The following is a 26,983-nucleotide window of genomic DNA, read 5'->3' as shown; positions in this document are numbered from 1 at the left end:
TTCTTACCCCGCCACCCCACCGGGCACCGGCGTCCCCTTCGCCAGCAGGCCCTTCTCCGCAAGCATTGTCCACAGCGCATCGGGAATGGGCGTTCTCCACCAGGCGAGGATGCCGTCGAGTTCCTCGGGAGTGCGCGGGCCGGGCAGCACGTTGCACACCGCGGGATGGGTCAGCGGGAACTGCAGGGCGGCGGCGGGCAGGGGGACGTTGAACTCCTTGCACACCGCCTCGATCGCGTTGACCCGCTTGACCACGTCTTCCGGCGCCTTGGCGTAGTTCCAGGTGGAGCCGCCGACGAGGATGCCCGAGTTGAACGGACCGCCGACGACCACCGAGGCGCCGCGCTTCAGGCAGGTCGTCATGAACGGGTCGAGCGAGGTCTGCTCGAGAAGCGTGTAGCGGCCGGCGAGCAGGAACACGTCCCAGTCGCCGAGGGCGAAGGCGTCCATCAGCACTTCCCACTCGTTGACGCCGAGGCCGATAGCCCTGACCGTGCCGCCGTCGCGCAGCTCCCGCAGCGCCTTGTAGCCGCCGCCGGCGAGCTGGGCCCAGAGCCGCTTGTTTTCCTCCTCGCCATGCGTCGCAACGCCGATATCGTGGACATAGAGGATGTCGACGGCATTGAGGCCGAGCCGTTGCAGGCTGTCCTCGAACGAGCGCATGATGCCGTCATAGGTGTAGTCGTAGACCTGGTCGAAGGGCAGGGGATCGACCCAGTTGTGCGGGCTTGTCCAGCCGTCCTTGATCGGCTTCAACAGCCGCCCGACCTTGGTGGAGAGCACCGTGCCCTCGCGCTTGCCGCGTAGCGCATTGCCCATCAGGTGCTCGGAGCGGCCGTAGCCATATTGCGGGGCGGTGTCGAAATAGGTGATGCCGACCTCATGAGCGTGGTTGATGGTGGCGCGCGCCACCTCCTCGGCAACGCCGGTGAAGATGCCGGCAAGGCTCGCGCCACCGAGGCCGAGCGTCGTTACCTCGAGGCCCGTCTGTCCGACCCCGCGTTTCTCGAATGTGATGACGCTGCTCATGTCACTCCTCCGGATTGCCGGGGATAACTGACATGTTAGTTGCGCGGGGTAAAGGGGCGGCGTGCCGTTATCACTCGGCGGGCTTGGCCGATGCCGGGATGCCAGCCTCGTCCTCCGTTTTCGGGCGCGGGGCAGGCGGGGCGATCTCGGCGGGCGCCGCGGTGCCCGCGATCTCGGCCTCGCGCGCTTCCACCTCGCTCGCATCGAGGTCGCGCACCCATTCGCGCCAGATGGATACGAGAAGCGCCATCAGCACGGGCCCAAGGAAGAGGCCCACGAAGCCCATGGTCTTGACCCCGCCGATGAGGCCGAAGAACGTCGGCAGGAAAGGCAGCTTGATGGGCCCGCCGACGAGCTTGGGGCGCAGCGTCTTGTCGACGATGAAGAGCTCGACCGAACCCCAGGTCAGCAAGGCCAGACCCTGGAAGACGGAGCCGCTGGCGACGAGATAAGCCGAGACCAGCGTGAAGGACAGCGGCGCGCCGCCGGGGATCATGGCGGCAACCGCGGTGATGATGCCGAGCGTGACAGGGGAGGGTGCGCCGGCCAGCCAGTAAGCGATGCCGAGCACGATACCCTCGCCGATAGCGATGATGGACATGCCCGTGACCGTCGAGGCGATGGTGGCGGGCACCACCCGCGAGATGCGGTTCCAGCGCATGGGGAATATCCGTTCGCCGAACCGGTCGAGCTGCGCGGCGAACCCCGCTCCGTCGCGGTAGACGAAAAGCAGGGCGATGATCATGAAGAGCAGGTTCAGCAGGAACCCGAGCGTGCCGGTGCCGAAGGCGAGGACGGAGCGGTAGATGTTGGCGATGTTGGCCCCGCCCACCGCCTGCGCCATGGCGCCGAGCGCGCCGGGCTCGCCGACATAGCGGTTCCACTGCTCGACCATCCATTCACCGGCAAGCGGCATGGTGATGAACCACTCCGGTGCGGGCGCGCCGGTTTCGTTGGCTTCGACCGCCCAGTGCAGGATGGCTTGCACCTCGCGCACGGCAAAGGAGATGGCAAACAGCATCGGCAGCACGAGGAAGGCGACGATGATGGCGATCATGAACGAGGCGGCGAGCGTCCTGTTGCCGTTGAACCAGGCGAGCACGTGCCGGTAGGCCGGCCAGCTGGCAAAGCCTATGATGAGGGCGGCGAGCACCGGCACGAGGAAGCCGTGGAAGAAGTAGACACAGGCGGCAAGGATCAGCAGGATCAGCCAGCGCGCAGCCGACAGCGGCGGAATGATCGCGGCTCGGGCGGGGGTCGACACGCCAAGGAGCCGGGGTTCGCGCTGGCGGCTGTGGGAATGATCGTCGTGCAAGGGGCGGGCTGCCTTCAGTTGCGGGCGCGCGGCGCCCGGATCGCCAGAACGCTCCGGCGGCGGCAGGTTGGAGCTTCGAGGCTTAAGAATCAAGCATTTCGCGCTCTGCCGGCCGGTCCGGATAGCCTATCGCGCGGTTCTGTCGCGATTTTGACAGTGGGTCGCGGTGCGGGCGGAACGAAATCCGCGCCGCGGGGGTTTCTTCCCATTCCCCAGCCCATGGAGGTCGAAATGGCGATGGAACCTCACCCCTCCCTTGAGCATCAGATCGACGAGCTGCGCGAGCAGGTCGCGCGTGTCGCCCGCTTCGCCGCCAGCCATGGAGCCGATTTCGATGATATCCGCTCAGGAGCCGCCGGCGCGGCCAGCGGAATCGTCCATTCGGCGCAAGGCGCGGCGACCCGCGTGCGGCGTGAGGCGACGGACGTGGCCAAGGCCGCGCAGGAACACCCGGTGACGGCCGCCACCCTTTTTGCCGGCATCGCGGCGGCCGGCTTTGCGCTCGGCTTCCTAGTGGCGGTCAACGCCATCCACGAGCGCGACCGCCGCTGGTTCTAAGCTAGTAGAGCGCCGTCAGCTTCGGCGGCCGGTCGGCCTCGATATGCACCGGGTTGCGCAGGGGCAGCCCGAACTGGTCTTCGCTGATCTCGAAGACGTCGCCTTCCAGGGTCTTCACCCCGTCGGCGAAGCTCAGCGTCGCGGTGCCGAACATATGGACATGCACGTCCCCGGGGGTGCGGAAGAGATCGTACTTGAAGTGGTGGTACTCGAGGTTGGCGATGGTGTGGCTCATGTTGTCCTCACCCGAGAGGAATGGCTTCTCCCAGATCGCCTTGCCGCCGCGCAGGATGCGCGAGGTGCCCTCGATGTGCGCCGGCAGGTCGCCAATGCGCAGTTCCGGCCCGAAGGAGCAGGCGCGCAGCTTGGAGTGGGCGAGATAGAGATAGTTGACCCGCTCCGTCACGTGGTCGGAGAACTCGTTGGCGATGGCGAACCCCAGCCGCCGCGGCTGCCCGTCCGCGTCGATGACGTAGATGCCGGCGATCTCGGGCTCCTCGCCCGCGTCCCTGGCGAAGGCGGGGGAGGGGATCGGCTGGCCAGGCGCGACGACGGTATAGCCGTTGCCCTTGTAGAACCACTCCGGCTGCACGCCGGTCTCGCCGGGCTTCGGCTTGCCGCCCTCGAGGCCCATGCGGAACATCTTCATGGAATCGGTCAGCGTCTCGCCGGCGCCGCTCGCGGCTTCCTTGTGCATGGCGTCGCGCGTGGCGGCGGAGCCCAGGTGGGTCAGGCCGGTGCCGGTCACATAGAGATGGGCGGGATCGGGATGATCGATGGGTGCGAGCATGCGCCCTTCGGCCAGGATCGCCGCGTGATCGAGGCTTTCGCCGAGCCCGTGATCGGCGACGATCGCCGTCAGCGTTTCACCTTCCGCGATGGCGGCCATGGCGAGGTGATAGACGCTTTCGGCCCCGTTTACACGCCGTGCCGTGCCGTCCTCGACAACGCCCACGGCCCGTGCGCCGCCCACATCGCGAAACTGGAAGATGTTCACCGCCGCGCCTCCCTTTCATTCATGCGGAGCTTGAAGTTTCGCGGCGCATAGAACGCGAGGACAGTCCGCTCGTCCAGCCCCTCCGGGCGACTTCTACGCAAATTTTGGTCTTTATCAGTTTTGCCGATACGATTGTTCCGACTCGGCCGCCGGCCTATACCGCTGGCCGAGCGGAAGCAGCCGCCCGAGACAGGCAGGACCATGGAACTGGACAGCATCGAATCGGCCATCACCGCCATCGCGGCGGGCGAGCTGGTGGTGGTCGTCGACGATACCGACCGCGAGAACGAGGGCGATCTCATCATGGCGGCGGGCAAGGCGACGCCCGAACAGATCGCCTTCATGATCCGTCACACCAGCGGCATCATCTGCGTGCCGATGCCGGGAGAGCGGGCGCAAGCGCTCGACCTTGCGCCGATGGTCGCCAACAATCTCGATCCTTTCCGCACCGCCTTCACCGTCACCGTCGACTACAAGGTCGGCATGACGACGGGTATCGCCGCCAGCGAACGGGCCGCCACCATCCGCGCGCTCGCCGGCGGCAACGCGGCAGCGTCCGATTTCCTGCGCCCAGGCCACATCTTCCCGCTGATCGCGCGCGAGGGCGGGGTGCTGGCCCGATCCGGCCACACCGAAGCGGCGGTCGACCTTGCCCGCCTCGCCGGCCTCGAGCCCGCCGGCGTCCTCGCCGAGGTGGTCAACGACGACGGCACGGTCAAGCGCCTGCCCGAGCTCGTCGCCTTCGCGCGCGAGCATCGCCTCAGGATCGTCTCGATCGAAGACCTCATCGCCTACCGGCTGCACCATGAGACGTTCCTCAAGCGCGTGGCGGTGGTGCCGGCGACGGTCGCCGGCATGCAGGCTGAGGCCTATGCCTACGAGACCGCGTTCGACGCCGTGCAGCAGGTGGCTCTCGTCATCGGCGAAGTCGCCGGCCAATCGGCCGTGCCCTGCCGCATCATCCGCGAGCAGCCGCTGCGCGATCTTCTCGGACGCAGCAGCGGCGAACCGGACCCTGTCGCCCGCGCCGTCGCCGAAATCCGCGCGCGCGGCCGTTCCGGCGTGATCCTCCTGCTGCGCGGCGCTGAGGCGCTGGTCGCCGAGCCGGACGGGCGCCGCCCGCCGCAGCCGCTGACGGCGGAGGGAGAGGAGCGGCACGAGAGCGCCTTGAAGCGCATGGCCGGCTGGCGCGAGGTCGGGCTCGGCGCGCAGATCCTGCGCGATCTCGGCGTCACCTCCATCGCCGTCATGACCTCGTCCGGGCGGCAGTATGTCGGCCTCGGCGGCTTCGGCATCGAGATCGCCGAGACGATCCGGCTGGGCTGAGGCCAATGCGGCGGGTCATGATCGTGGGGTGTCCGGGGGCCGGCAAGTCCATGGCGGCGCGGCGGCTCGCCGAGATCACCGGCCTGCCTGTCATCCATCTCGACCGGCACTACTGGCTTCCCGGCTGGGTGCGGCCCGATCCGCAGGCGTGGCGCGCCAGGGTCGAGGAGCTTGCCAGCCAGCCGCGCTGGATCATGGACGGCAACTACGGCAGCACATTCGCGCCGCGCCTCTCCGCCGCCGACACATTGCTCCATCTCGATTTTTCGACGTTCGTCTGCGCCTCGCGGGTCCTGCGCAGAACGCTCGGCGGTCTGGGTGGCCGACGGGGCGGCGAGCTCGGCGACGGCTGCCTGGAACGACTGGATTGGCCCTTCTTCCGGTTTGTCCTCGACTATCGGCGCACACATCGAAACCGCGACCTCGAGGCGATGTCCGGATTTGCCGGAAACCTTCTTCGGTTCGAATCGCCCCGGCAGCTCGAATCGTTCCTCGCGGCGCTTGCCGCACGTGGTTGAACTTTCGCTGCGAATTCACTTTCCCCATTGACAGATTCGAAACAAAATGAGAACAAACTAAGCACATTGGGGGCACGAAGAGGATCTGCTTCGCGCGTTGCGTGGGCCCTTCGAGCGTGAAATAAGGAGATGAACGATGAGCAATTCACCGCTTCGCGTTATCGAAGGGGGTTCCATGGATAAGGATAAGGCTCTGGCGGCAGCGCTGAGCCAGATTGAGCGCAATTTCGGCAAAGGCTCGATCATGCGCCTGGGCGAGAACACCGCCATCGAGGTCGAATCGATCTCGACGGGCTCGCTCGGCCTCGACATCGCGCTCGGCATCGGGGGCCTCCCCAAGGGCCGTATCGTCGAGATCTTCGGGCCGGAAAGCTCGGGCAAGACAACGCTGGCGCTGCACGTCATCGCCGAGGCGCAGAAAAGCGGCGGCATCTGCGCGTTCGTCGATGCCGAGCATGCGCTGGACCCGGTCTACGCCCGCAAGCTCGGCGTCAACATCGATGACCTGCTGATCTCGCAGCCGGATGCCGGCGAGCAGGCGCTCGAGATCACCGACACTCTGGTGCGCTCCGGCGCCATCGACGTCCTGGTGGTCGATTCGGTCGCCGCGCTCACCCCGCGCGCCGAGCTCGAGGGCGAAATGGGCGATGCCTTGCCCGGGCTCCAGGCGCGCCTGATGAGCCAGGCGATGCGCAAGCTCACCGCCTCGATTTCCAAGTCGAAGTGCATGGTCATTTTCATCAACCAGATCCGCATGAAGATCGGGGTGATGTTCGGTTCGCCCGAGACGACCACGGGCGGCAATGCCCTCAAGTTCTACGCTTCGGTGCGCCTCGACATCCGTCGCATCGGGTCGATCAAGGACCGCGAGGAGATCGTCGGCAACCAGACGCGCGTCAAGGTGGTCAAGAACAAGCTCGCTCCCCCGTTCCGCCAGGTCGAGTTCGATATCATGTACGGCGAGGGCATCTCAAAGTCCGGCGAGCTCATCGACCTCGGCGTCAAGAGCGGGATCGTCGAGAAATCCGGCGCATGGTTCTCCTATGACAGTCAGCGCCTGGGGCAGGGCCGCGACAACTCCAAGCAGTTCCTCAGGGACAATCCGGAGATCGCCAACGTCATCGAGCAGGGCATCCGCGAGAGCGCCGGCCTTCTCAGCGACGCGCTGCTTGCCGTCGAGGGGCCTGAGGACGCCGAGGAGGACTGATCCTGTCCCATGCAGGGATTTTTGCGAGGCGCCGGGTGACCGGCGCCTTTTTTGTGCGAAGACCGCAGTGTCGCCGATAGCAACACCGGAAGGCCAAGGTCAGCCTTCCGGTCCATGTACGTCGCGTTCAGGCCGTAGCCGCCTACCGCTTCAGTGAAGGCCCTAGAGCGTTTCCAGGAAAAGTGGACACCACTTTTCCGGTTCGGAAACGTGACAAAACAGAGAGTTGGAGATCGTTCAGCGTTTCAAAGAAACGGTGAACGGCCCTAGAACGAGCCCTTGAGGCCTCCGCTGAGGGCGAAGATGTAGCTGTCGTCCCAGCTTTCGCCGCCGAGGTTCGAGCCATCGGCGAGCGTGCTGACGGAGACGCCGCCCGAAAACTGCACCGCCTCGTTGACGTTGAAGAGACCCCCGAGCGAGAGGCCCCAGCGGTCCATCGACGCGCTGGCCTCGTAGAGGTCGCCGGAAACCGGCTTGGAGGCGCCCTGGTCCCAGGTCAGCATGCCGACGAGGCTGATCTGTTCGTTGATCTGGTGACCGACGCCGGCGCTCAGCATCCACGAGTCGCGATAGGCGAGCTCGGAGCTGATCGGGCCAAGGACGGTATCGACGTCGAGCGCCTGCAGCACCGACCAGTCGGTCCACTTGACATTGGCGAGGGCGAGCCAGCCGGGCGCGATGCCGGTCTGCGCGTTGATCTCGACCGATTGCGGCGTCGTCTCCTCGGCAGTCGCCGGGAAGCCGAAGGCGGTGCCTTCGAATTCATAGTCGATCGCCGCGTTGTAGATGGCGCTGACGCGCAGCGCGTATTCGGGGATTTCGTAAGCGAGGCCCGCGCGCCAGCCGAGACCCCACCCGTCGATCTCGAGCGGCGCGGTGGTCAGCATGGGCGTCGGCAGGTCGGCTTCATACTTGATGTACTGGGCCGAGACACCGCCGATCAGGCTGATGACGCCCGGGCCCATCTCGATGCCGTAGGCGCAGGTGAGGCCCAGATCGGTGGAGGTCAGCTTCTCGGTGACGGCCCTGCTGGTAAGAGCTGCATAGATCAGATCGCGCTCGACCTCGGTGCCCCACGGATTCTGCGCGGACACCAGGCAGCTCGCGTTCGGCCCGAGATCACCCTTGATGCCGAAGTTGTAGTAGATCTGGTCCTTGGTCTCGACCACGGTCCGGCCGTCCGGAAAGACGACGGGATTGGAGTGATCGTGTTCGATGTTGACATAGGCGACCGTGCCGCGGGCGGTATAGGTCGCCGGATCGAAGAGCAGCTCCCAGTCGTAACCGTTGGCCTCGAGCCCGGCGGCATGCGCCCCGCCGACCAGGAAAATACCCAGCACCATTGCCCCTGCCGCACCACCAAGGCGCCTACGTATCGTCATCTGAAAAGCCTCCCCAGAATCGACCCACGAGCAGCATACCTCCAACGCGGCCCGAGGCGTGAATCGCGAAACCATTCCTCGATAGGTTCCACGATTGACGTATGCGTCAATAAGGCGTGTTTTCGCGAGCCGGTCAATACCGCATCGGACAGCGGGAGCATGTCGGCCTCCGCCGATGCGATTTGGACACACCGAGCCGGCGCTAAAGCCCGCTGCGATAGAAGAAGACGCGCGGTTTCCAGCGGATCGGCCGCTTCTCGACGAGGACGTTGAGCAGGCCCGCGCCAACCACGATCAGGAGGCCGACGATCGCCAGCCCGTCGGGGAACTCCGAATAGAAGAGCGCGCCGAAGATGATGGCCCAGATCAACTGGCTGTATTGCACCGGCGCGACGAGATTGGCCGGCACCCGGCGGGCGGCGGCGATGAGCAGGAGGCCGCCGACGCCACCCACGCCGCCGACGAGCATGAACATGCCCATCTGTTCGAGGGTCGGCACCACAAAGGTCGGCAGCATCAGTATGCCGTTGAAGACCACCGAATAGAGCACAACCACGCCGACGAGGCTGACACGTTTCTCGTGCGGCGCGATGTGGCGCAGGATGGTCGTCGTGACCGAGCCCAGGCACGCGCAAGCAAGGGCCGCGAGGTGTCCGAGCTCGAGGGCGCGAAAACCGGGACGGACCACGAGCAACACGCCGATAAACCCGATGAGCAACAGGATCCAACGCAGCCGCGAGACGCTTTCCTTGAGAAGAAATACGGAAAGCAGCGTCACGAAGACGGGCGTGGTGAAGGTGATGGCATAGACTTCAGCGAAGGCGATGTGGGTGAAGGCGTAGATGACGCAGGCGCTGCCGAGAATGGCGGTGACGCACCGCAGCTGCAGCAGGTAGGGGTGCTTCATCTTGAACATCTCGCGCCAACGCTCGCCGCGATTGGCGATGATGGCGGGGATGATCGAGAACCCGGTGGTGAAGAACGCGATCTCGAAGACGGAGAGGTGAGGCCCCAGGCCCTTGATCAGGGCATCGCCCATGGAAAAGCTGGCGTAGGCCAGGAAGGCAAGAACGACGCCGAGCGGCATCTGGCGGTATCCGAAAATGAGAAGGTCTGAAAAGACTCGGTGGGCAACCCGGTTACCATACAAGTCCGCCCCCCGGCCGTCATGCGGCAAATGCCGAAGCCGCGGCGATCTATACCTGAGGGCCGCGTACTTCCGAGACTGGCGGGTTGGCGCTGTCCTTGCGGGCGCGATATTCGGCAAAGCGGCTGGCGATGCGCGCACGGGCGCCGTCGAGAACGATGTTGACGAGGCCGGACGCGACCACGAGAGCCAGGCCGATGAGGGCGACGAAGTCCGGAACCTCGGAGAAGAACAGGGCGCCGAGCCCGATGGCCCAGACGATCTGCACGTATTGTACGGGCGCGACCTGGCTTGCAGGGGCATTGCGGGTGGCGGCGATGAGAAGGATATGTCCGATGCCGATGAAGCTGCCGCCGACGGCGAGCAAGGCGAACTGCTGGGGCGTCGGTACGACGAATTCAGGGATCATCAGCACCGCGTTCACGACGAGGACGTAGAGGGCGGGCAGGGCGATCAGCGTCACGCGCTTCTCGTCGCCCGCGATGACGCGCAGCACCGTGGTGGTGATGGCGCCGAAGAACGGGCAAAGGACGGCCGCCAGGTGCCCGAGCTCCAGCTCGCGAAAGCCCGGCCGCACGACGAGCAGCACGCCGGCAAACCCGATGAACAGCAGCAGCCAGCGCATTGCGCCGACGTGCTCCTTCAAGAGGATCACCGAGAAGATGGTGATGAACACCGGCATCAGGAAAACCAGGGAATAGGTCTCGGCGAAGGGAATGGTGACGAAGGCGTAGGTCACCAGCACTGAGGAGGCGACGCCGCTGAAGGAGCGCAGGTGCACGAGGAGCGGATGGCGAAGCTTGAAGGCGTCGCGCCAGCGCTCGCCCTTCGGCTTGGCGAAAAGCGCCGGCAGCAGCGAGAAGGCGGCGATGAAGAAGCCGATCTCGAAGACGCTCAGCGACGGGCCGAAGCTTTTGACGATGGCGTCTCCGCACGAATAGATCGAATAGGCGACGAGCGCGAAGAAAACGCCGACCGGCATGTTGCATCCAGGATGTGGGAGGCGTGGCGGGCGCCGGCCTCGGTCCGGTCGACAATATGGGTAACCGCGCAGACCGTCGACGGGAATTTCCCGTCCAGCCGGCTATCTGGCGGCCAGTGCCGGACCTATGATCTCGATCCTGTTGGTCCAGACGTAGCCGGAAAAGCTCTCGGGTACTTCGGCGAGCTGCTCAAGCGTATCGATGCCCGCCGTGCCGGGGTCGCCGGCATCGTACGGGCCGAGGAGGATGACCTCGCTGCCGGCATCGCGCAGCCGCTCGAGGAAGAGGTTCGGCCAGCCCCAGAGGAACGGTGCGACGTTCAGCGGCACCATCACCTTGGTGTTGCGGCAGGCATCCGGCATGTAGCCGGTCCAGCCCAGGCCCTCATATTGCAGCAGGCAGTCGACGAGGCCCCGGCGCGACCAGACGGCGAGGCCGTCGATCAGCCCGGCGGCGCGGAAGGTCGGTTCATCGCCGCCATAGGCGCCCCAGACATTGGCGCGCCATTGCGGGTGGGTGGCCAGCATTTCGGCCAGCATGTCGCCCTCGCGCGCCTCGCGGCTCTTGAAGTTGACGAGGAAGCGGCCTTGCGGCAACGCCTCGAACACTTCGGTCAGCTCGGGCATCTGGCCGACCCCCTTGCCGCGAAGCGGGTAGGTCGCGCCGTCGTCGGCGGTGTAGCCGTAACCGATATCGAGGGTCTTGAGGTAGGCCATGTCGTGGCTGCGGGTTTCGCCCGTGCCTTCGGTTCGGCAATCCACCGTCCAGTCGTGCATAACCGCGAAGTGCCCATCGGTGGTCGGATGGACGTCGAGCTCGACGATGTCGGCGCCGGCGGCGAAGGCGGCCTGCATGGAGGTGACGGTGTTCTCGATATAGTCGTGGGTCGGCGGATAGATGCGTTCGGCCGTGCAGGTGTCGCTGGCGATGTTCTCGCGATGGAAGGTCTGATGCACGCCGCGATGGGAGATGAGGGTGATCTGCGGATCGGCGGGCGGAGCGACACGCCAGGAGGCGTTGAACACATAGACGGCGGCAACGAAAACGATCAGCGCGAGAAGGGCGCGCAACGCCAATTTCTTCATAAGGCTCCCCAAACCAGAATCGACGGCAGATTCGACAACGATTCTGGCATAAAGCCGACCGTCAGGGGTTCACGGAATCGAGCCTTCAGTCTTCGAGTTCGACGTCTCCACCGCTCGAGTTGCCGAAATCCGTGTCGGGCGGATTGCCGTGAATGCGGATATTGCCGCCGCTCGAGGCTTCGGCCCGCGCACGTTCGGTCGCATGCACTTCGATGGATGCGCCGGAGGAAGCGTTGGCTTCGATGCTTTTGCAAACGAGTTCCTCAGCTTCCAGGGAACTGCCCGAGGACGCATCAACCTCCAGGTTTTCGCAGGCGCCGGTGAGGACGAGCGACGCGCCGCTCGAGGCATTAGCCGAAATGTGGCCGGCGGCAAGGTTGGTCGCCGAGATGTCCGAGCCACTCGAGGCTCCGAGCTTCAGTCGGTCGCCGGAGATGCTGTTGGCGGTGATGTCGGCGCCGGAGCTGGCCTGGATATCCTCGAGCGTCGGCACGGTAATGTGGATGGTCACGTTCGGCCGGCCATTGACTAGCATGCCGAGCAGGCCGCCGCTCATGATGAAATCGAAGAAGTCCGAGTCCATGCGGGCGGAAAGCTTGCCGCCATTCACCTCGACTGAGAGCTTGCCGAACACCTCGACGTTGCCCGTTTCGACGCGCACTTCCTGCGGCTCGCCGATGGTGACGCGGGCATCGATGCCCGTGGAGATGTCGATGGCCTGAAAGGGCTCGAGATCGTAGTTCCGGGTCTCGGCCGCGGCTGCGCCAATTGTCGTCGCGAAGGACAGGGCAGCAAGAGCGAGCGTGGTAGCGAGGCGCATGGTGCAGTTCTCCTCCCGAGGGGGACCCGCCAAAGTTGTAAGCTCAGAGCGGCGTTGGCAAGGCCATGGCGTGACTTATGCGACGAGCGGCCTACAGCGCCGACGAAACTCCCGAATTCGCCGACCGGTCGCGGGACGGCCAAAACGAAACGGCGCCCACTAGGGCGCCGTTGAAGCGTGCGATCCGGGGACCAATCAGGCCATCGCCTTCTGCAGATTGGCGTCGATCGCGTCGAGGAAGCCGAGGGTCGACAGCCATGGCTGGTCGGGCCCGACGAGGAGCGAGAGGTCCTTGGTCATCTTGCCTTCCTCGATGGTGTCGACGGTGACCTTCTCGAGGGTGGCGGCGAACTTGGCCAGTTCGGCATTGTTGTCCAGCTTGGCGCGGTGGGCGAGGCCGCGGGTCCAGGCGAAGATCGAGGCGGTGGAGTTGGTCGAGGTCTCCTTGCCCTGCTGGTGCTGGCGGTAGTGGCGGGTGACGGTGCCGTGGGCGGCCTCGGCCTCGACGATCTTGCCGTCGGGCGTCATCAGCACGGAGGTCATGAGACCGAGCGAACCGAAGCCTTGCGCCACGGTGTCGGACTGCACGTCGCCGTCGTAGTTCTTGCACGCCCAAACATAGCCGCCGGACCACTTGAGGGCCGATGCCACCATATCGTCGATCAGGCGGTGCTCGTACCAGATCTTCTTTTCTTCGAACTTCTGCTTGAACTCGGCTTCGTAGACCTCCTGGAAGATGTCCTTGAAGCGGCCGTCATAGGCCTTGAGGATGGTGTTCTTGGTCGAGAGGTAGCAGGGCACGCCGCGGTTGAGGGCGTAGTTCATCGAGGCCTGGGCGAACTCGCGGATGGAGTCGTCGAGGTTGTACATTCCCATGGCGACGCCCGAGCCCGGCGACTGGAACACCTCGTGCTCGATGACGGTGCCGTCTTCGCCGGTGAACTTGATGGTGAGTGTCCCCTTGCCGGGGAAGCGGAAGTCGGTGGCGCGGTACTGGTCGCCGAAGGCGTGGCGACCGACGATGATCGGCTGTGTCCAGCCGGGCACGAGGCGCGGCACGTTCTTGCAAATGATGGGCTCGCGGAAGATCACGCCGCCGAGGATGTTGCGGATGGTGCCGTTGGGCGACTTCCACATCTTCTTGAGGCCGAATTCCTCGACACGCGCCTCGTCGGGAGTGATCGTCGCGCACTTGATGCCGACGCCGTGCTTCTTGATGGCGTTGGCCGCATCGACCGTCACCTGGTCGTCGGTGGCGTCGCGGTTCTCCACAGAGAGGTCGTAGTACTCGATCGGCAGGTCGAGATAGGGGGTGATGAGCTTGTCCTTGATCGCCTGCCAGATGATCCTGGTCATCTCGTCGCCGTCGAGGTCGACGACGGGGTTGGCGACTTTGATCTTGCTCATAGAAAAACTCCCTCGAAGGACATCTGGCGGCCAAGCGGCCGGTTCGCGCCCCTATAGCATTGGCACCGGAAAGCGCAAAGCCGGACTCGGCAAGGGGGCTTGCCCTCTCGCGTGGTGATTGACATGCGTGCATATGCACGGTCTATTCGCGCCCCATGCAGGATGATTTCATGCAGTGTCTGGTGCTCAACACGCGGATGGCGGCGCGGGCCGTGACCCGCCGGGCAGACCGCAAGCTGCGCCCGTTCGGCGTGACGGCCGCGCAGTTCAACATTCTGGGTGCATTGCTGCTGCAATCGGGCAGATCGGTCACCGAGATGGCGAACAGCCTTGCCATGGATCGAACGACGCTTTCCCGCAATCTCGACGTTCTCGAACGCAAGGGGCTCGTGAAGGCCCTCGCCCCGGGCGAGGGCCTCCACGCCAACACCCGATTGTCGATGCTCAGCGACGAAGGGCGAAAGCTCGTGGACGATATCCTACCCGAATGGCGCAAGGGGCAGGCCGAGTTGCGCGCGACCCTGCGCGATCCCGATTTCGCGGACGTGCTTGCCGCCCTGCGCCAGATGGCCAAGCTGACGTGAGCCTGCCCGACCGCCGGGCAATCGTTGCGACATACGTGCATATACACCAAGGAGACCCGATCATGTTGAAGCCCGATCCTGCCGACCCCATCGTCGTGACCGGCATGGGCGCCGTCACCCCTCTGGGTGTCGGTGTCGCGACCAACTGGCGCCGGCTTCTGGCGGGCGAGAGCGGCGTGCGGCCCAACACCCGCTTCGACGTGACCGACTTTGCCTGCAAGATTGCGGGACTGGTCCCCGAAAAATCCGATGATCCAGAAGGGTTCGATCCGCTCGCCGCGATCGATCCCAAGGACATCAAGAAGATGGACCGCTTCATCCAATATGGGCTCATCGCCGCACAGGAAGCGATCGCGCAGTCCGGCTGGGAACCGAAGACGGAAGAGGAGCAGCAGGCGACGGCGACGATCATCGCCTCCGGCGTCGGCGGAGAGCCCCTGCTGGTCGAGGCGGCCTATACGGTCGAGCACAAAGGGCCACGCCGGCTCTCGCCATTCACCGTGCCGGCTTTCCTCGCCAATCTCGCGGCCGGCTGGATCTCGATCCGCTACGGCTTCAGGGGGCCGATAGGCACGCCGGTCACGGCCTGCGCGGCCTCGGCACAGGCGATCGGCGATGGCATGCGGATGATCCTCACCGGAGAAGCCGAGGTGGCCGTGGTGGGTGGGGCGGAAGGCTCGGTCGATCCGGTCTCGATCGCCGGGTTCTCGGCGGCGCGTGCACTCAACACCAGCTTCAACGACGAGCCCGAGCGTGCCTCGCGGCCGTTCGATATGCAGCGCGCCGGCTTCGTACTTGCCGAGGGCGCGGCGGTTCTCGTCATCGAGAAGCTGAGCCATGCCCGGGCGCGTGGCGCAACGCCGCTGGCGGTGCTGGCCGGCTACGGTACATCCGCCGATGCGTATCACCTGACGGCGGGCGAGCCGACGGGCGCCGGCGCCCAATCGGCCATGCGCAAGGCGATCGCCATGGCCGGGGTCACGCCCGACGACATCGGCTATGTGAACGCGCATGCGACGTCCACCGAAGTCGGCGATGCGGCGGAGATCGCCGGAATTTCGGCGGTGTTCGGCGAGCGGGGCAAAACGCTCGCGATATCCTCCACCAAGTCCTCTACCGGCCATATGCTGGGCGCAGCGGGAGGAATCGAGGCGATCTTCTCGGTCCTCGCACTCATCAACGATACTCTGCCGGCAACGCTCAACCTGGACGAGCCCGACCCCGTGGCCGCGGCCTTCGACCTGGTGCCGAAGACGCCGAAGACCAAGGCGCTCGACTATGTCCTCTCGAACGCGTTCGGCTTCGGTGGGGTCAACGCAACGCTCGTGTTCGGCAGGGCTTGAGATCTATTTCGCCGGCAGCGTCTTCACGTAGGATTCGGCAATGGCGATCCACTCGGAGAGGTCCTCGTCGTCCTCGACGGCATCGCCCTCGACCTGAATGAAGCCCGACATGGTGCGGCCGGTCATGGTCATGGGGCTCGCTCCGGGACGGGCAAGAACGCGCTCATAGCTCTCCTTGCTCACCCGCACGAGAAGTCCGCCGTCCTTGAGCGGACCGACCATCATGTTGCCGTTGAGCATGAAGGCGACGCCGCCGAACATCTTCTGCTCGCGAATGCCGGGGCGGTCGCCGAGCAGCAGGCGGATGCGGTCGGCGAGGTGTTCGGCGGCTTGGCTCATTGCTGCGGCTCGGGTCGATAGGTCGTGTGCCGGGGCAGGTGATCGGCGACGAGATCCCATGCCTGATGGCTGCGCGAGAATATCAGCTGGTTGGGAACGAACCAATCATTCTGTCCCGCGAAGAGGCCCGCCGTCAGCATGCGCAGGGCCGGTGCCCGCGAAGACTGGGCATAGAGCGTCGTGCCGCATCCGGGGCAGAAGTGACGCGTGAAGGTCGCTCCGGAATCGGCTGGCCGCGAATAGGGTTTGGTTGCGCCCGTCAGGCTGATCGCCGTGGCTGGCATCAGCACTACCGTCGAATGGCCGGTGCCCGTCGCTTTCTGGCAGTTCCTGCAGGCACAGAGGAACATGGAAACGACCTGGCCTTTAGCGGCGAGCTTGATGGCGCCGCAATCGCACTGCGTCGTCAGGTCGATATCGGGGTGTGCGGCACTGGCCATGCGGGGGAAGCTGCCATGGGCCTGTGGCGGCTGGCAAGCACGAGACCCAAGAGCCTTGATTTTGCCCGTCGCGATGACGACAGTGCGCTTCGCAAACCGGCGGGGCGGCCAATGACGTTACATCCGGACTATCCACTCGAGACGGAAAGGCTCGTGCTGCGGCCTTTCACGCGGGGGGATGTGGACGCGGTCCACGATTACCGGCGGCGCGAGGACGTGGCGCGGTTCCTCTTCGACCCGCCATTGAGCCGTGAGGAGTGCGCCGAGGCCGTGCAGCAGCGCATCGGGCAGATCGCCTTCGAGCTCGAAGGCGACAAGATCGTGCTGGCGGTGACGCTGCGGGAGAGCGGCTTGCTTATCGGGGAAGTGTCGCTGATCTGGCGGAGCGTCGAGGCGCGTCAGGCGGAGATCGGCTGGATATTCCATCCGGACCAGCACGGTTTCGGTTACGCCACCGAGGCCGCGCATGCCCTGCTCGATCTTGCCTTTTGCTCGGGCGACATGCACCGGGTGATGGCCCGGTGCGATGCGCGCAATGACGCCTCCTCGCGGCTGATGGAGCGGCTCGGCATGCGGCGCGAGGCGCATTTCCGCGAGCACGCCCTGTTCAAGGGCGAATGGGACGAGGAGTTCATCTACGCCATCCTCAAGAGGGAATGGGCGGCGCGGCAAGGGCTTGTCGGCAGCATCGCCAGCAACGGCTGAAACAGGCCTTCAAAAGAGCAAAGTATTCCACCAACCGCGGCGGAACCTGCCGGACTTGCGTCACGTTTCGGGCTTTACCTTTCCTTAAGTGTTTGCAGCGAGCAGCGGAGGGATCGCGGCGACCATGTCCTCTCTTACTTTACCCATTGAAACCAGCCGGCTGCTACTTCGCAGCTTCGAGCGTGGCGACTACGACGCGCTCTGTACTTATCAGCTTCTTCCCGAAATGCAGCGTTACCTGGAGTGGCCGGTCTGGAACAAGGCGGACGTGGCCACGGGCCTCAATCTCATGCGCACGCAGGTCTGCCTGCACCGGCCCGGCGATACGCTGAGCCTTGCCATGGTGCGCAGGGGGGACGGGCAGCTGCTCGGCCAGATTTCCCTGCGCTGGTCGGATGCGACGGCCGGGCAGGGCGAGGTGCGCTTCGCCATCAACCCCCGCTACGCCGGCAACGGCTACGCGGCGGAGGCGGCGACGGCGATCCTCGATCTCGCCTTCGATCACTTCAAGATCCACCGGGTCTTCGCGCGGTGCGACGGGCACAATCATCGCGCCTCGAAGCTCCTGCAGAAGCTCGGCATGCGGCTCGAGGCGCACTACCGCGAGCACGCGCTCTTCCAGGGCGAGTGGGACGAGGAATTGCACTTCGCCATCCTCGATCGGGAATGGCGGCGTTCGAGCAAGATTCGCGAGATGCACGCAAGGCCGCGAGTCGCTTGAACGGGTTGCCTGCTTCAATTGCCGCGCGACTTGAAGTAAGAGCGCGGGATGGCAGGCACCGACTCTTCACGGCAACTCACATTCCGGCCCACACCGGCGATCATCCTATGCGAGCCGCAACTGGGCGAGAACATCGGCGCGGCCGCGCGCGCCATGGCCAATTTCGGGCTGTGGGACCTGCGGCTCGTCAATCCGCGCGATGGCTGGCCCAACGAGAAGGCGGTCGCCAGCGCCTCCAAGGCCGACCATGTGATCGAGCGGGTGCGGGTCTTTGCGACGGTCGAAGAGGCCATCGCCGACCTTTCGCTCGTTCACGCAACCACCGCCCGCTCCCGCGACATGCGCAAGCCCGTGCTCGGGCCGGAGGAGGCGTGCCGCGATCTCTCGGTCCACATCGCGTCCGGGCAGAAGGCCGGCATCCTCTTCGGGCGGGAGAAGTGGGGATTGCTCAATCCGGAAGTCGCGCTCTCGGACGCCATCGTCACCTTGCCGGTCGAACCCGCTTTCGCTTCCCTCAACATCGCCCAGGCCGTGCTGATCCTCGCCTATGAATGGCGGCGCCAGAACGGCCTCGCCGATACGCTGCCGTTCGGCGAGAACATCGGCGAGCCGGCTCCCAAGGAGGAAGTCGTCGGCATGTTCGAGCACCTGGAATCGACGCTCGACAGGACCGGGTTCTTCACCACGCCGGACAAGCGTCCGGCCATGGTCAACAACCTCAGGACGATGCTGTCGCGCGGGCAGTTCACCAGTCAGGAGGTGCGCACGTTCCGCGGCATCATCTCCTCGATCGATCGTGCTCACGAGCGGCATCGGAACAAACGCGACAAGGGCGAGGAATAAAGCGAAAGGTTCGAGCGCATTTTGCGCTGCAATCCGACAATCTGGCCATAAATCGCCTTTGACGCCGCACCGGCGCCGTGGCATCGATTGACGCATCATGCTCGGTCACACCCCCGCCGACTCGCGCCGCCAGGCGTTCAGCTATGTCGGTTTTCGCTTCTTCTGGCTGACGACCCTCACCGTGAGTTTCGCGGTGCAGATCATGTCCGTGTCCATTGCCTGGCAGATCTACGACGTCACGGGCAACGCGTTCCTGCTGGGGCTGGTGGGGCTGTGCCTCTTCCTGCCCGCGCTCCTCCTCATCCTGTTGACGGGATTGACCGCCGACCGCTTCAACCGCCGCATGATCATGCGCATCTGCCTGGTCGTGGAATTCGCCTGCGCCATCGGATTTCTGCTCACCGTCAACGCGCAGGAGCATGAAGTCTGGCCGATCTTCGGCATCCTCATAGCCCTCGGTGTCGCACGTGCATTCTGGGGGCCGGCGGCGCAGTCGCTGGCGCCGAACCTCGTGCCGCCGGAGGCGCTGGCCAACGCCATCACGGTCAACGCGTCGGCATGGCAGTTCGCCTCGATCACCGGACCGGCGGCCGGCGGACTGCTCTATGGGCTTTCGCCGACCATCGCCTTCGGCACGGCGGCGGCGCTGCTCGTTGCCGGGGTCATCTGCGTTTCCCTGATCCCGAAGCCGGCCCAGCGCGAGTCGCGCCAGGCTACCAGCCTCGAGACGATGCTGGCGGGCTTCCGCTACATCTTCGCCAACAAGGTGGTGCTGGGCGCCATCTCGCTCGACATGTTCGCCGTGCTGATGGGCGGGGCGGTGGCTCTGTTGCCGATCTATGCCAAGGACATCCTGCATGCGGGGCCGGAGGAACTGGGTCTGCTGCGCGCCGCGCCGGGGATCGGCGCAATCCTCATGGCGCTGTTCCTGACGCGCTATCCGGTGCGCGACCATGCAGGCAAGCTCCTCTTCCTCTTCGTCGGGCTCTTTGGTGCGTTCACGGTGATCTTCGGGTTCTCAACGACCATGTGGATCTCCGTGCCGGCGCTGGCGCTGGTGGGCGCCTCCGATATGGTGAGCGTCACCATCCGCGAGACGATCATGCAACTCTGGACTCCAGAGGAAGTGAGAGGGCGGGTGAACGCGGTCAACAGCGTCTTCATCGGCGCCTCCAACGAGCTCGGCGAGTTCCGCGCCGGCACCGTCGCACATTTCATCGGGCCGGTGCCCGCCGTCGTCATCGGCGGGTTCGGCGCGATTGCGGTGGCGGTGATCTGGAGCCGGATATTCCCGGGCCTGCGCGAACAGCGGGCGCTCGACAAGCGCATGGCCTGAGGCCGGTTTCGCTTGACTTTGTGACAGACCGTGCGTATCACGCCGCCACCTATCCGGGCCTTTGGCCCATAGGCGCACCCGGGATCTCCTGAGTATTGGGATCTGTCGGCCGTCCGCAAGGCGGCAGAGGAGGGCGCGATCCATTCAACTTTGAAGAAGGATACGCGATGTCGAAGCGTCATTCAGTCAAGCACAAGATCGACCGCCGTTTGGGCGAAAACATCTGGGGCCGCCCCAAGAGCCCGCTCAACGACCGTGCCTATGGCCCCGGCCAGCACGGCCAGCGCCGCAAGGGCAAGCTCTCCGACTACGGCCTGCAGCTGCGCGCCAAGCAGAAGCTCAAGGGCTACTACGGCTCGGTCACCGAGAAGGCGTTCAAGCGCCTCTATACGGAAGCCGCCCGCGTCAAGGGTGACACCGGCGAGAATCTGATCGGCCTGCTCGAGCGCCGTCTCGACGCGGTGATCTACCGCGCCAAGTTCGTGCCGACCGTGTTCGCCGCGCGCCAGTTCGTCAGCCACGGCCATATCCTGGTCAACGGCAAGCGGGTCAACATCCCGTCCTACCAGGTCAAGGTCGGCGACAAGATCGAGCTTCGCGAGAAGTCCAAGCAGCTGGCCATCGTTCTCGAGGCGACCCAGCTCGCCGAGCGTGACGTGCCGGACTACATCGAGGTCGACCACAACAAGATGACCGCGACCTACGCACGCATTCCGGCTCTGTCGGATGTGCCATACCCGGTCCAGATGGAACCGAACCTCGTCGTCGAGTTCTACTCGCGCTAGGCGAAACGGTTCTACGGAATTAGAAAGGGCCGCTCCTCGGAGCGGCCCTTTTGCTTTGGGAGGTATCTCATCGCGGCATCACCCCACTTTGCGAAGCGGGGGATATGGCGTAGCGGTTGGCCTCGCAGCCGGCGCTACTGCGCCGGCGTTGCGTGGCTGACGCTCTCCTTGATCGGTTCCTGATCGCGCGGAATGTAGCTCTCGAACTTGCGCAGGCGCATGACCACCGACTGCAGTTCGACGATCACGGTCCAGGCGCGCGCGAAGAACTGGAACGAGCCGAACACCTGTCCGAAGGCGATCTGGATTTGCTGGTAGAGGCCCATGGTCAGCGTGCCGGCAAGAATGGAGGGCGCCATCACCAGCAGCGGTACGTAGCCAACCATGTTGGTGTAACCGTAACGCGCGAGATTGAAATAGGTGTAGTGGAAATAGAGGCGGAAATAGTTCTGCTGCACGCCCGCGAAGAGCTCGCGGATCGTCGGCGGAGCGGCCCGGTCGGCATGGTCCTCACCGAAGACCAATTCCTTGCGGTAGGCCGCCTCCACGCGCTGGTTGGCGAAGTTCAAGCCAGGCAGCTTGATGCCCACCACCGCCAGCAGGGCCGTCCCGGCGGCGGCACCGACAAGTGCCACCCAGACCAGTCCGCCGGGCGTCGCCCCGAAGATCGGTAGTTCGCTGATATGGGACGAGAGCTGCCAGAGCAGAGGTAGGAACACGACCAGGGTGATCAGTGAATCGAAGAATGCGGTGCCCAAGTCCTCCATGATTGAGGCAAACCGCATGGTATCTTCCTGAACACGTTGCGCCGCGCCTTCCGTCCCGCGAATTTGGGGCCAGTAGGCCATGTAGTAGAAGTTCATCGCCTTGCGCCAGCGGAACACGTAGTGCGACGTAAAGAAGGCGAGTGCGACCGCCACCAGCACGTTGGGAATGGTCACGAGCACGATGGTCCATGTGAGACCGTAGAGCTGGTCCGGCGTCACCGATCCGGGTTGCGTCAGCGCCAGTTGGATGGTGTTGAAGAACGAGCCCGACCATTCGTTGACGAAAGCCTGCACCTGCACCTGGAAATAGATGACCAGCAGGATGAGGGTCGAGGCCACCACCGACCACCAATACCACTCGTTGCGTTTGTAGAAGTACCAGAACACGCAGAAGATCAGGGCAGTCATCAGCACGTACTGATACAGCCATACACGTTCCGCCGTCAGGAAGTTGAGGCTCGTTCCCTCGGCGGCAGCGGCCGTCGGGTCCGGTGCGGCCGGGGCATCGCTCTCTGTCGTGGCCGGCGCGTTGGGGTTGGACTGCTGGGCTCCGGTCGCCGGGTCCGTCCCCGGCTGATCGGCTGTCGTCGGCTGGTCGGATACCGGCGCTTCGACGGCCGGATGGGTGAAACGGTCTATGCTGATGACCGATCGCACCGGCTCGCCAATGGCGAACCATAGCAGGACCGAGGCAAGCAGCCAGAGCGCAGCCGAGGAGAAGAAGAGCTTGGGGACGGGGAAGAAGGATCGAAACACCGCGAGACTCCAGGGTGCGCAGGAATGCGTCATCTAACTGACGCAAATCGGCCAAAGCAAGAAAGGTAAGTTAAAGCTTGGTAAGGTTTGCCGGACGGAACCGCGCTTCCCCTCGGCGCCGCAAGAGGCTATGAGCAGCGTCGCGGAAGCGGAGTAGCCCAATGAACGAGATCGCGCTCGATATTCGGCCGGACGAAGACCATGAGACCGGCGCACACCCGATCTTCGCAGATGCACCGCGCAGCGTCGAGTTCAACAAACTCCGTAAGCGTCTTATTCGCCTGACGCGCGAGGCGATCGACAAGTTCGGCATGGTCAAGCCCGGCGAGCGCTGGCTGGTGGCGCTTTCGGGCGGCAAGGACAGCTATGGGCTGCTGGCGCTGCTGCTCGACCTCAAGTGGCGCGGATTGCTGCCGGTCGAATTGCTCGCCTGCAACCTCGACCAGGGACAGCCGAACTTTCCCAAGCACATCCTGCCGGAGTTCCTGACCGGCCTCGGCGTGCCGCATCGCATCGAATACCGCGACACCTATTCCATCGTCACCGACAAGCTGCCTGAGGGGGCGACCTATTGTTCGCTCTGCTCGCGCTTGCGGCGCGGGCACCTCTATCGCATCGCGCGCGAGGAGGGTTGCTCGGCGCTGGTGCTGGGGCACCACCGCGACGACAGCCTCGAGACGTTCTTCATGAACCTTTTCCACGGCGGCAAGCTCGCGGCGATGCCGCCGCGCCTGCTCAATGACGAGGGCGATGTCGAGGTACTGCGGCCGCTCATCTACTGCGCCGAGGAGGATCTGGCGCGCTTTGCCGAGGCGATGGCGTTCCCGATCATCCCTTGCGACCTCTGCGGCTCGCAGGAGGGTCTCGAGCGCAATGCGATGAAGGCGATGCTCAATGATATCGAGAAGCGGATGCCGGGCCGCAAGGACGTGATGATCCGCGCGCTCGGCAACATCAATCCGAGCCACATGCTGGACCCCCGCCTCTTCGATTTCGCCGGCCTAGCGGGGCTGCGGAACACGGGCGACTGAAAGGATACTCCCCGATGAACATCGAACGGCTCGCCGAGGTGCTGCGCCAGGCCGCGCAGGACGAGATCATGCCGCGCTTCCGCCGGCTCGACGAGGGCGCGATCCGCACCAAGTCGAGCGCTACCGACCTCGTCACGGAAGCCGACGAGGCGGCCGAGCGCGCCATCACCGCGGCGATCCAGGCTCACAATCCCGATCATCTGGTGATCGGCGAGGAAGCGGTGGCGGCCAATCCCGCGCTGCTCGACAGCTCCGTGGAAGAGGGCATCACGATCTTCATCGATCCTGTCGATGGCACCTACAACTTCGCCTCGGGCCTGCCGCTTTTCGCGGTGATGGCGGGGGTGGTGCAGAACGGGCGGACGGTTGCCGGGGTGATCTACGACCCGCTCGGCGACGACTGGATCCTGGCCGAGAAGGGCGCCGGGGCCTGGCAGAAATTTCCGGACGGGCGCATGAATCGGCTGCGTTTCGCAGCGCCTTTGCCGATCGCAGAAATGACCGGCGCCGCCTCGACCAGCTTCCTGCCGGTCGATCAGCGCCGCAGGATCATGGCCAATCTCGCCCAGGTCGCCATCTCGGCGAACTATCGCTGCGCGGGCCATGAGTATCGCCTTGCGGCAGGCGGGCACCTCCATTTCCTGATGTACAACAAGCTGATGCCCTGGGATCATCTCGCCGGCTGCTTGATCGTGGCCGAGGCCGGGGCTTATGTCGCTCGGTTCGATGGTTCGCCTTACGGGCCGCAGCATCGCGACGGCGGCCTCCTCGTCGCGCCGGACGAAGCCAGCTGGCAAGCGTTGCGGCGCGAGGTTTTCACCTTCTGATCCATTCCGATCTCCGCTTGCATGACTCATAAGCGTGTGCTTATGTGTGTGCATGAACGAAGCGGATATCTTCAAGGTCCTGGCTGATCCCACGCGCCGCGCCGTCTTCGAGCGGCTGGCGCAGGGGGAGATGACGGGTACGGCGCTGCGCGAGGGGTTTGTCATCTCGCAGCCGGCCCTTTCCCAGCACATCGCGGCGCTGCGCGGAGCGGGGCTTATCCGCGAGCGGCGGGAGGGGCGCAACGTCAACTACAGCGTCGATCCGGAAGGGCTCGCGCCGCTGCACGAGTGGCTGGCGCGCCACCGCGCCTTCTGGCCTTCTCGTATCGAGCGGCTGCGGAACCTCATCAAGGAGATGGATCAATGACCGACGTCACCGAGGAACCCATGGTGTTCGAAACGGTGCTCGACGCGCCACCCGAGAAGGTGTGGCGGGCGCTGACCATCCCCGAATATCTGGAACGGTGGCTGCTGCCGATCGAGGGCGAGGCGATGAGCTTTTCCGGCGCGGAAGAAGGGCTCGCCGAGCGCATCGATTGGACATTGGTCGCCGAGGAACCCAACCGGCGGCTGACCTATCGCTGGCGCGAGTCCGGCAAGGGCGCGGCAGAGGGCGACAGCCTCGTCACCTTCGAACTCGATCCGCTCGCGGACGAGCAGACGCTCTTTCGCCTCACGCATAGCGTGCCGGTGAGTGCAGCCAATGACAATGGGCAGGTGCCCATGATGATGGCCGCTTAAGTCTTTCCGGCCTGCCGCAGCGAGCGGGCTATTTCGCCAACAGACCCGATCGGAGGTTCGCCTATGCGCGACGCGATGCAACTCGTCCCTATCGTCATCGAACAATCGACGCGCGGAGAGCGCTCGTTCGACATCTATTCGCGGCTGCTGCGGGAGCGGATCATCTTCCTCAACGGGCAGGTGGAGGACAACATGGCCGCGCTCATCTGCGCGCAGCTCCTGTTTCTCGAGGCGGAGAATCCGAAGAAGGAGATCTCCCTCTATATCAACTCGCCGGGAGGCGTGGTGACGGCAGGCCTCGCGATCTACGACACCATGCAGTTCATCAAGGCGCCGGTGGCGACGCTCTGCATGGGCGTGGCGGCCTCGATGGGCTCGTTCCTGCTGATGGCCGGTGCGCCCGGACGGCGGGCCTCGCTGCCCAACACCACGATCCTCGTCCATCAGCCCTCGGGCGGCTATCAGGGGCAGGTGACGGACATCCTCATCCATGCCGAGAACTCGCGCCAGCTCAAGCATCGGGTGATCGAGGCTTATGTGAAGCATTGCGGGCGCACGTATGAAGAGGTGGAGCGCACGCTCGAGCGCGACCACTATATGACGCCGGAACAGGCGAAGACCTGGGGATTGATCGACCAGGTCTTCAGCGACCGCTCGCAGGTCGGGGGCGCGGACGCCCCCGAGAGCGAGTAGGAATTACTTCGTTTCGGCGACCACATCGCCGGGGTGGGCATATTGCGGCGCGACGCCGAAGAGCTTGCCCTTCTCGGCGATGAGAATGCAGATGATCGCCAGCACGCCCATCGAGGCATAGCCCATGGCCGTCGGCACCACCGTGCCGTCGAAGTGCTGGCCGATATAGCTGCCGATGAGGGCGCCGCCGACGGTCTGGACGAAGCCGAAGACCGAAGAGGCGGTGCCCGCCACGGCGCCCAGCGGTTCCATGGAGAGCGAATTCATGTTGGAGGCGGCCCAGCCGAACATGAACATCGCGGTTGCAAGGAGCAGCAGGAACAGCCAGAGCGGCATGAACCCGGCCAATGCCAGCACCACCCAGACGATGCTGACGCCGGTGTAGACGAGCACGGCGAAGTGGGAGAGGCGTCGCATGCCGAAGCGCGCGACGATGCGCGAGTTGAGGAACGAGGAGATCGCCATCAGCACCGCAACGGCGGCGAAGGCAACGGGGAAATAGACGCCGAGCCCGTAGATGTCGACATAGATCTGCTGGCTGGTGCTGATGAAGCCGAAAAGGGCGGCAAAGAGGAACATGCCCGCGAGGCCATAGGAGAAGGCCACGCGATTGGTGAAGACCAGCCGGAAACCCTCGGCGATGACGCTGAGCCGCAGGGCGCGGCGGTTCTCGGGCGCGAGCGTCTCGGGCAGGCGGAAAAACGCCCAGATGCCGAACACGATGGCGAGCAGTCCCATGAACAGGAAGATCGTCTGCCAGGGGCCCGTCAGCAGCAGGATCTGCCCGATGCCGGGGGCGATGACGGGAATGGCCATGAACACCATGAAGGTGAGCGACATGACCTCGGCCATGGCGCGGCCGGAATAGCGGTCGCGCACGATCGAGGTGGCGATGACGCGGGTCGAGGCCGCTCCCAGTCCCTGAATGAAGCGGAAGGCGAGGAGCACGCCGAAGTCGGGCGCGAAGACGGCCGCCACCGCCGCAGCGATATAGATGGCCATGCCGACGAGCAGGGGCGCGCGCCGCCCGAACCTGTCGGAGAGTGGGCCGAACGCAAGCTGGGCGATGCCGAAGCCGAACATGTAGGCGGAAATGACGAACTGGCGCTCGTTCTCGGACGAGATGCCGAGCGCTTCGCCCATATAGGGGAGGGCCGGCAGCATGACGTCGATGGCAAGGGCATTCAGCGCCATCAGCGCTGCCATGAGAGCAATGAATTCCGGGCGGGAAATTGCCCGCTTGGTCATATCGAACATTATTATCTCGAAGGTGAAAGGCCGGCGGGAGGTGCGGCAAT

The 26,983-nt window shown here is 64.9% G+C and carries 29 protein-coding genes; 16 read left to right on the top strand and 13 right to left on the bottom strand.

Translation table 11 applies throughout. The features are described from left to right. Nucleotides 1-3: 3 nt before the first annotated feature. Both VE25_RS17475 and VE25_RS17470 read right to left on the bottom strand, forming a co-directional pair. On the bottom strand, nt 4-1,029 hold the full coding sequence (locus VE25_RS17475) for an aldo/keto reductase (RefSeq protein WP_046109940.1): 1,026 nt from the start codon (nt 1,027-1,029) through the stop codon (nt 4-6). A 70-nt stretch (nt 1,030-1,099) separates the two neighbouring features. After that, nucleotides 1,100-2,344: an AI-2E family transporter gene (locus tag VE25_RS17470; RefSeq protein WP_046109939.1), complete on the bottom strand. Its 1,245-nt coding sequence runs from the start codon at nt 2,342-2,344 to the stop codon at nt 1,100-1,102. Between the two features lie 231 nt (nt 2,345-2,575). Here VE25_RS17470 and VE25_RS17465 point away from each other — a divergent pair, with 231 nt between their 5' ends. After that, nucleotides 2,576-2,902, top strand: a complete 327-nt coding sequence (locus tag VE25_RS17465) for a hypothetical protein (RefSeq protein ID WP_046109938.1) — start codon at nt 2,576-2,578, stop codon at nt 2,900-2,902. Between the two features lies 1 nt (nt 2,903). Here the strand turns inward: VE25_RS17465 and araD1 are convergent, their stop codons facing one another. Beyond that, entirely contained in the window at nt 2,904-3,899 is a 996-nt protein-coding gene (araD1, locus tag VE25_RS17460) for an AraD1 family protein (protein ID WP_152664662.1), read from the bottom strand. A 201-nt stretch (nt 3,900-4,100) separates the two neighbouring features. On the opposite strand from araD1, the gene ribB reads away from it, so the two are divergent. The 3 genes from ribB (at nt 4,101) to recA (ending at nt 6,950) form a co-directional block, all read left to right on the top strand. After that, a complete protein-coding gene (gene ribB / locus VE25_RS17455) occupies nt 4,101-5,225 on the top strand; it encodes a 3,4-dihydroxy-2-butanone-4-phosphate synthase (protein ID WP_046109937.1) in 1,125 nt (374 codons plus the stop codon). 5 nt (nt 5,226-5,230) lie between these two features. Further along, nucleotides 5,231-5,743, top strand: a complete 513-nt coding sequence (locus tag VE25_RS17450) for a P-loop NTPase family protein (protein WP_046109936.1) — start codon at nt 5,231-5,233, stop codon at nt 5,741-5,743. A 136-nt stretch (nt 5,744-5,879) separates the two neighbouring features. Then, nucleotides 5,880-6,950: a recombinase RecA gene (recA, locus tag VE25_RS17445; protein ID WP_046109935.1), complete on the top strand. Its 1,071-nt coding sequence runs from the start codon at nt 5,880-5,882 to the stop codon at nt 6,948-6,950. 266 nt (nt 6,951-7,216) lie between these two features. Here the strand turns inward: recA and VE25_RS17440 are convergent, their stop codons facing one another. The 6 genes from VE25_RS17440 to VE25_RS17415 all read right to left on the bottom strand — a co-directional run bounded on the left by VE25_RS17440 (nt 7,217) and on the right by VE25_RS17415 (nt 13,774). After that, nucleotides 7,217-8,332, bottom strand: a complete 1,116-nt coding sequence (locus VE25_RS17440) for an OmpP1/FadL family transporter (RefSeq protein WP_160300000.1) — start codon at nt 8,330-8,332, stop codon at nt 7,217-7,219. A gap of 202 nt (nt 8,333-8,534) precedes the next feature. Further along, on the bottom strand, nt 8,535-9,419 hold the full coding sequence (locus VE25_RS17435; RefSeq protein ID WP_046109933.1) for a DMT family transporter: 885 nt from the start codon (nt 9,417-9,419) through the stop codon (nt 8,535-8,537). Nucleotides 9,420-9,528: 109 nt separating this feature from the next. Continuing rightward, nucleotides 9,529-10,461 carry a DMT family transporter gene (locus VE25_RS17430; protein ID WP_046109932.1) on the bottom strand — a complete coding sequence of 311 codons (933 nt, stop codon included), beginning with the start codon at nt 10,459-10,461 and terminating at the stop codon, nt 9,529-9,531. A gap of 102 nt (nt 10,462-10,563) precedes the next feature. Continuing rightward, nucleotides 10,564-11,547 carry a glycerophosphodiester phosphodiesterase family protein gene (locus VE25_RS17425; protein ID WP_046109931.1) on the bottom strand — a complete coding sequence of 328 codons (984 nt, stop codon included), beginning with the start codon at nt 11,545-11,547 and terminating at the stop codon, nt 10,564-10,566. An 85-nt stretch (nt 11,548-11,632) separates the two neighbouring features. Further along, nucleotides 11,633-12,367, bottom strand: coding sequence for a head GIN domain-containing protein (locus VE25_RS22035; RefSeq protein WP_052732065.1), 735 nt, complete (start codon nt 12,365-12,367; stop codon nt 11,633-11,635). 195 nt (nt 12,368-12,562) lie between these two features. Further along, nucleotides 12,563-13,774, bottom strand: a complete 1,212-nt coding sequence (locus tag VE25_RS17415; protein WP_046109930.1) for an NADP-dependent isocitrate dehydrogenase — start codon at nt 13,772-13,774, stop codon at nt 12,563-12,565. Nucleotides 13,775-13,944: 170 nt separating this feature from the next. Here VE25_RS17415 and VE25_RS17410 point away from each other — a divergent pair, with 170 nt between their 5' ends. Both VE25_RS17410 and fabF read left to right on the top strand, forming a co-directional pair. Beyond that, the gene (locus tag VE25_RS17410; protein WP_052732064.1) at nt 13,945-14,358 is read left to right on the top strand and encodes a MarR family winged helix-turn-helix transcriptional regulator; all 414 of its coding nucleotides are present in this window, start codon (nt 13,945-13,947) and stop codon (nt 14,356-14,358) included. 62 nt (nt 14,359-14,420) lie between these two features. Next, the gene (gene fabF / locus VE25_RS17405; protein ID WP_046109928.1) at nt 14,421-15,701 is read left to right on the top strand and encodes a beta-ketoacyl-ACP synthase II; all 1,281 of its coding nucleotides are present in this window, start codon (nt 14,421-14,423) and stop codon (nt 15,699-15,701) included. A gap of 3 nt (nt 15,702-15,704) precedes the next feature. Here fabF and VE25_RS17400 read toward each other — a convergent pair whose 3' ends face one another. Together VE25_RS17400 and VE25_RS22030 are read right to left on the bottom strand one after the other, a co-directional pair. Continuing rightward, a complete protein-coding gene (locus VE25_RS17400; protein WP_046109927.1) occupies nt 15,705-16,040 on the bottom strand; it encodes a TfoX/Sxy family protein in 336 nt (111 codons plus the stop codon). Then, complete coding sequence (locus VE25_RS22030) at nt 16,037-16,480, bottom strand: GFA family protein (RefSeq protein WP_052732063.1); 444 nt, start codon at nt 16,478-16,480, stop codon at nt 16,037-16,039. Before VE25_RS22030 ends, VE25_RS17400 begins: the two co-directional genes overlap by 4 nt. Before the next feature lie 111 nt (nt 16,481-16,591). On the opposite strand from VE25_RS22030, the gene VE25_RS17390 reads away from it, so the two are divergent. From VE25_RS17390 to rpsD, 5 genes are all read left to right on the top strand, one after another. Next, complete coding sequence (locus VE25_RS17390; RefSeq protein ID WP_046109926.1) at nt 16,592-17,185, top strand: GNAT family N-acetyltransferase; 594 nt, start codon at nt 16,592-16,594, stop codon at nt 17,183-17,185. A 124-nt stretch (nt 17,186-17,309) separates the two neighbouring features. Further along, entirely contained in the window at nt 17,310-17,906 is a 597-nt protein-coding gene (locus VE25_RS17385) for a GNAT family N-acetyltransferase (protein ID WP_046109925.1), read from the top strand. 48 nt (nt 17,907-17,954) lie between these two features. After that, entirely contained in the window at nt 17,955-18,749 is a 795-nt protein-coding gene (locus tag VE25_RS17380; RefSeq protein ID WP_046109924.1) for an RNA methyltransferase, read from the top strand. A 97-nt stretch (nt 18,750-18,846) separates the two neighbouring features. Further along, nucleotides 18,847-20,085, top strand: coding sequence for an MFS transporter (locus tag VE25_RS17375; protein WP_046109923.1), 1,239 nt, complete (start codon nt 18,847-18,849; stop codon nt 20,083-20,085). A gap of 167 nt (nt 20,086-20,252) precedes the next feature. Then, entirely contained in the window at nt 20,253-20,870 is a 618-nt protein-coding gene (gene rpsD / locus VE25_RS17370; protein ID WP_046109922.1) for a 30S ribosomal protein S4, read from the top strand. Nucleotides 20,871-21,004: 134 nt separating this feature from the next. Here the strand turns inward: rpsD and VE25_RS17365 are convergent, their stop codons facing one another. Further along, on the bottom strand, nt 21,005-22,393 hold the full coding sequence (locus VE25_RS17365) for a peptide transporter (RefSeq protein WP_046109921.1): 1,389 nt from the start codon (nt 22,391-22,393) through the stop codon (nt 21,005-21,007). A 161-nt stretch (nt 22,394-22,554) separates the two neighbouring features. Here VE25_RS17365 and ttcA point away from each other — a divergent pair, with 161 nt between their 5' ends. The 5 genes from ttcA (at nt 22,555) to VE25_RS17340 (ending at nt 25,685) form a co-directional block, all read left to right on the top strand. Then, entirely contained in the window at nt 22,555-23,424 is an 870-nt protein-coding gene (ttcA, locus tag VE25_RS17360; RefSeq protein ID WP_046109920.1) for a tRNA 2-thiocytidine(32) synthetase TtcA, read from the top strand. A 14-nt stretch (nt 23,425-23,438) separates the two neighbouring features. Next, entirely contained in the window at nt 23,439-24,251 is an 813-nt protein-coding gene (locus VE25_RS17355) for an inositol monophosphatase family protein (protein WP_046109919.1), read from the top strand. Between the two features lie 34 nt (nt 24,252-24,285). Continuing rightward, nucleotides 24,286-24,618, top strand: coding sequence for an ArsR/SmtB family transcription factor (locus VE25_RS17350; protein WP_083989025.1), 333 nt, complete (start codon nt 24,286-24,288; stop codon nt 24,616-24,618). Beyond that, on the top strand, nt 24,615-24,992 hold the full coding sequence (locus tag VE25_RS17345; protein WP_046109917.1) for an SRPBCC family protein: 378 nt from the start codon (nt 24,615-24,617) through the stop codon (nt 24,990-24,992). The genes VE25_RS17350 and VE25_RS17345 overlap by 4 nt, the downstream gene beginning before the upstream one ends. Nucleotides 24,993-25,055: 63 nt before the next feature. Then, nucleotides 25,056-25,685 carry an ATP-dependent Clp protease proteolytic subunit gene (locus VE25_RS17340; protein WP_046109916.1) on the top strand — a complete coding sequence of 210 codons (630 nt, stop codon included), beginning with the start codon at nt 25,056-25,058 and terminating at the stop codon, nt 25,683-25,685. Between the two features lie 3 nt (nt 25,686-25,688). Here VE25_RS17340 and VE25_RS17335 read toward each other — a convergent pair whose 3' ends face one another. Next, a complete protein-coding gene (locus VE25_RS17335) occupies nt 25,689-26,942 on the bottom strand; it encodes a multidrug effflux MFS transporter (protein WP_201776111.1) in 1,254 nt (417 codons plus the stop codon). Between the last annotated feature and the right edge of the window lie 41 nt (nt 26,943-26,983).

The organism is Devosia geojensis (assembly GCF_000969415.1).
Taxonomy (GTDB): Bacteria; Pseudomonadota; Alphaproteobacteria; order Rhizobiales; family Devosiaceae; genus Devosia; species Devosia geojensis.
The sequence above is the reverse complement of the archived record's forward strand: the minus strand, read 5'-3'. Positions and strand labels throughout refer to the sequence as shown.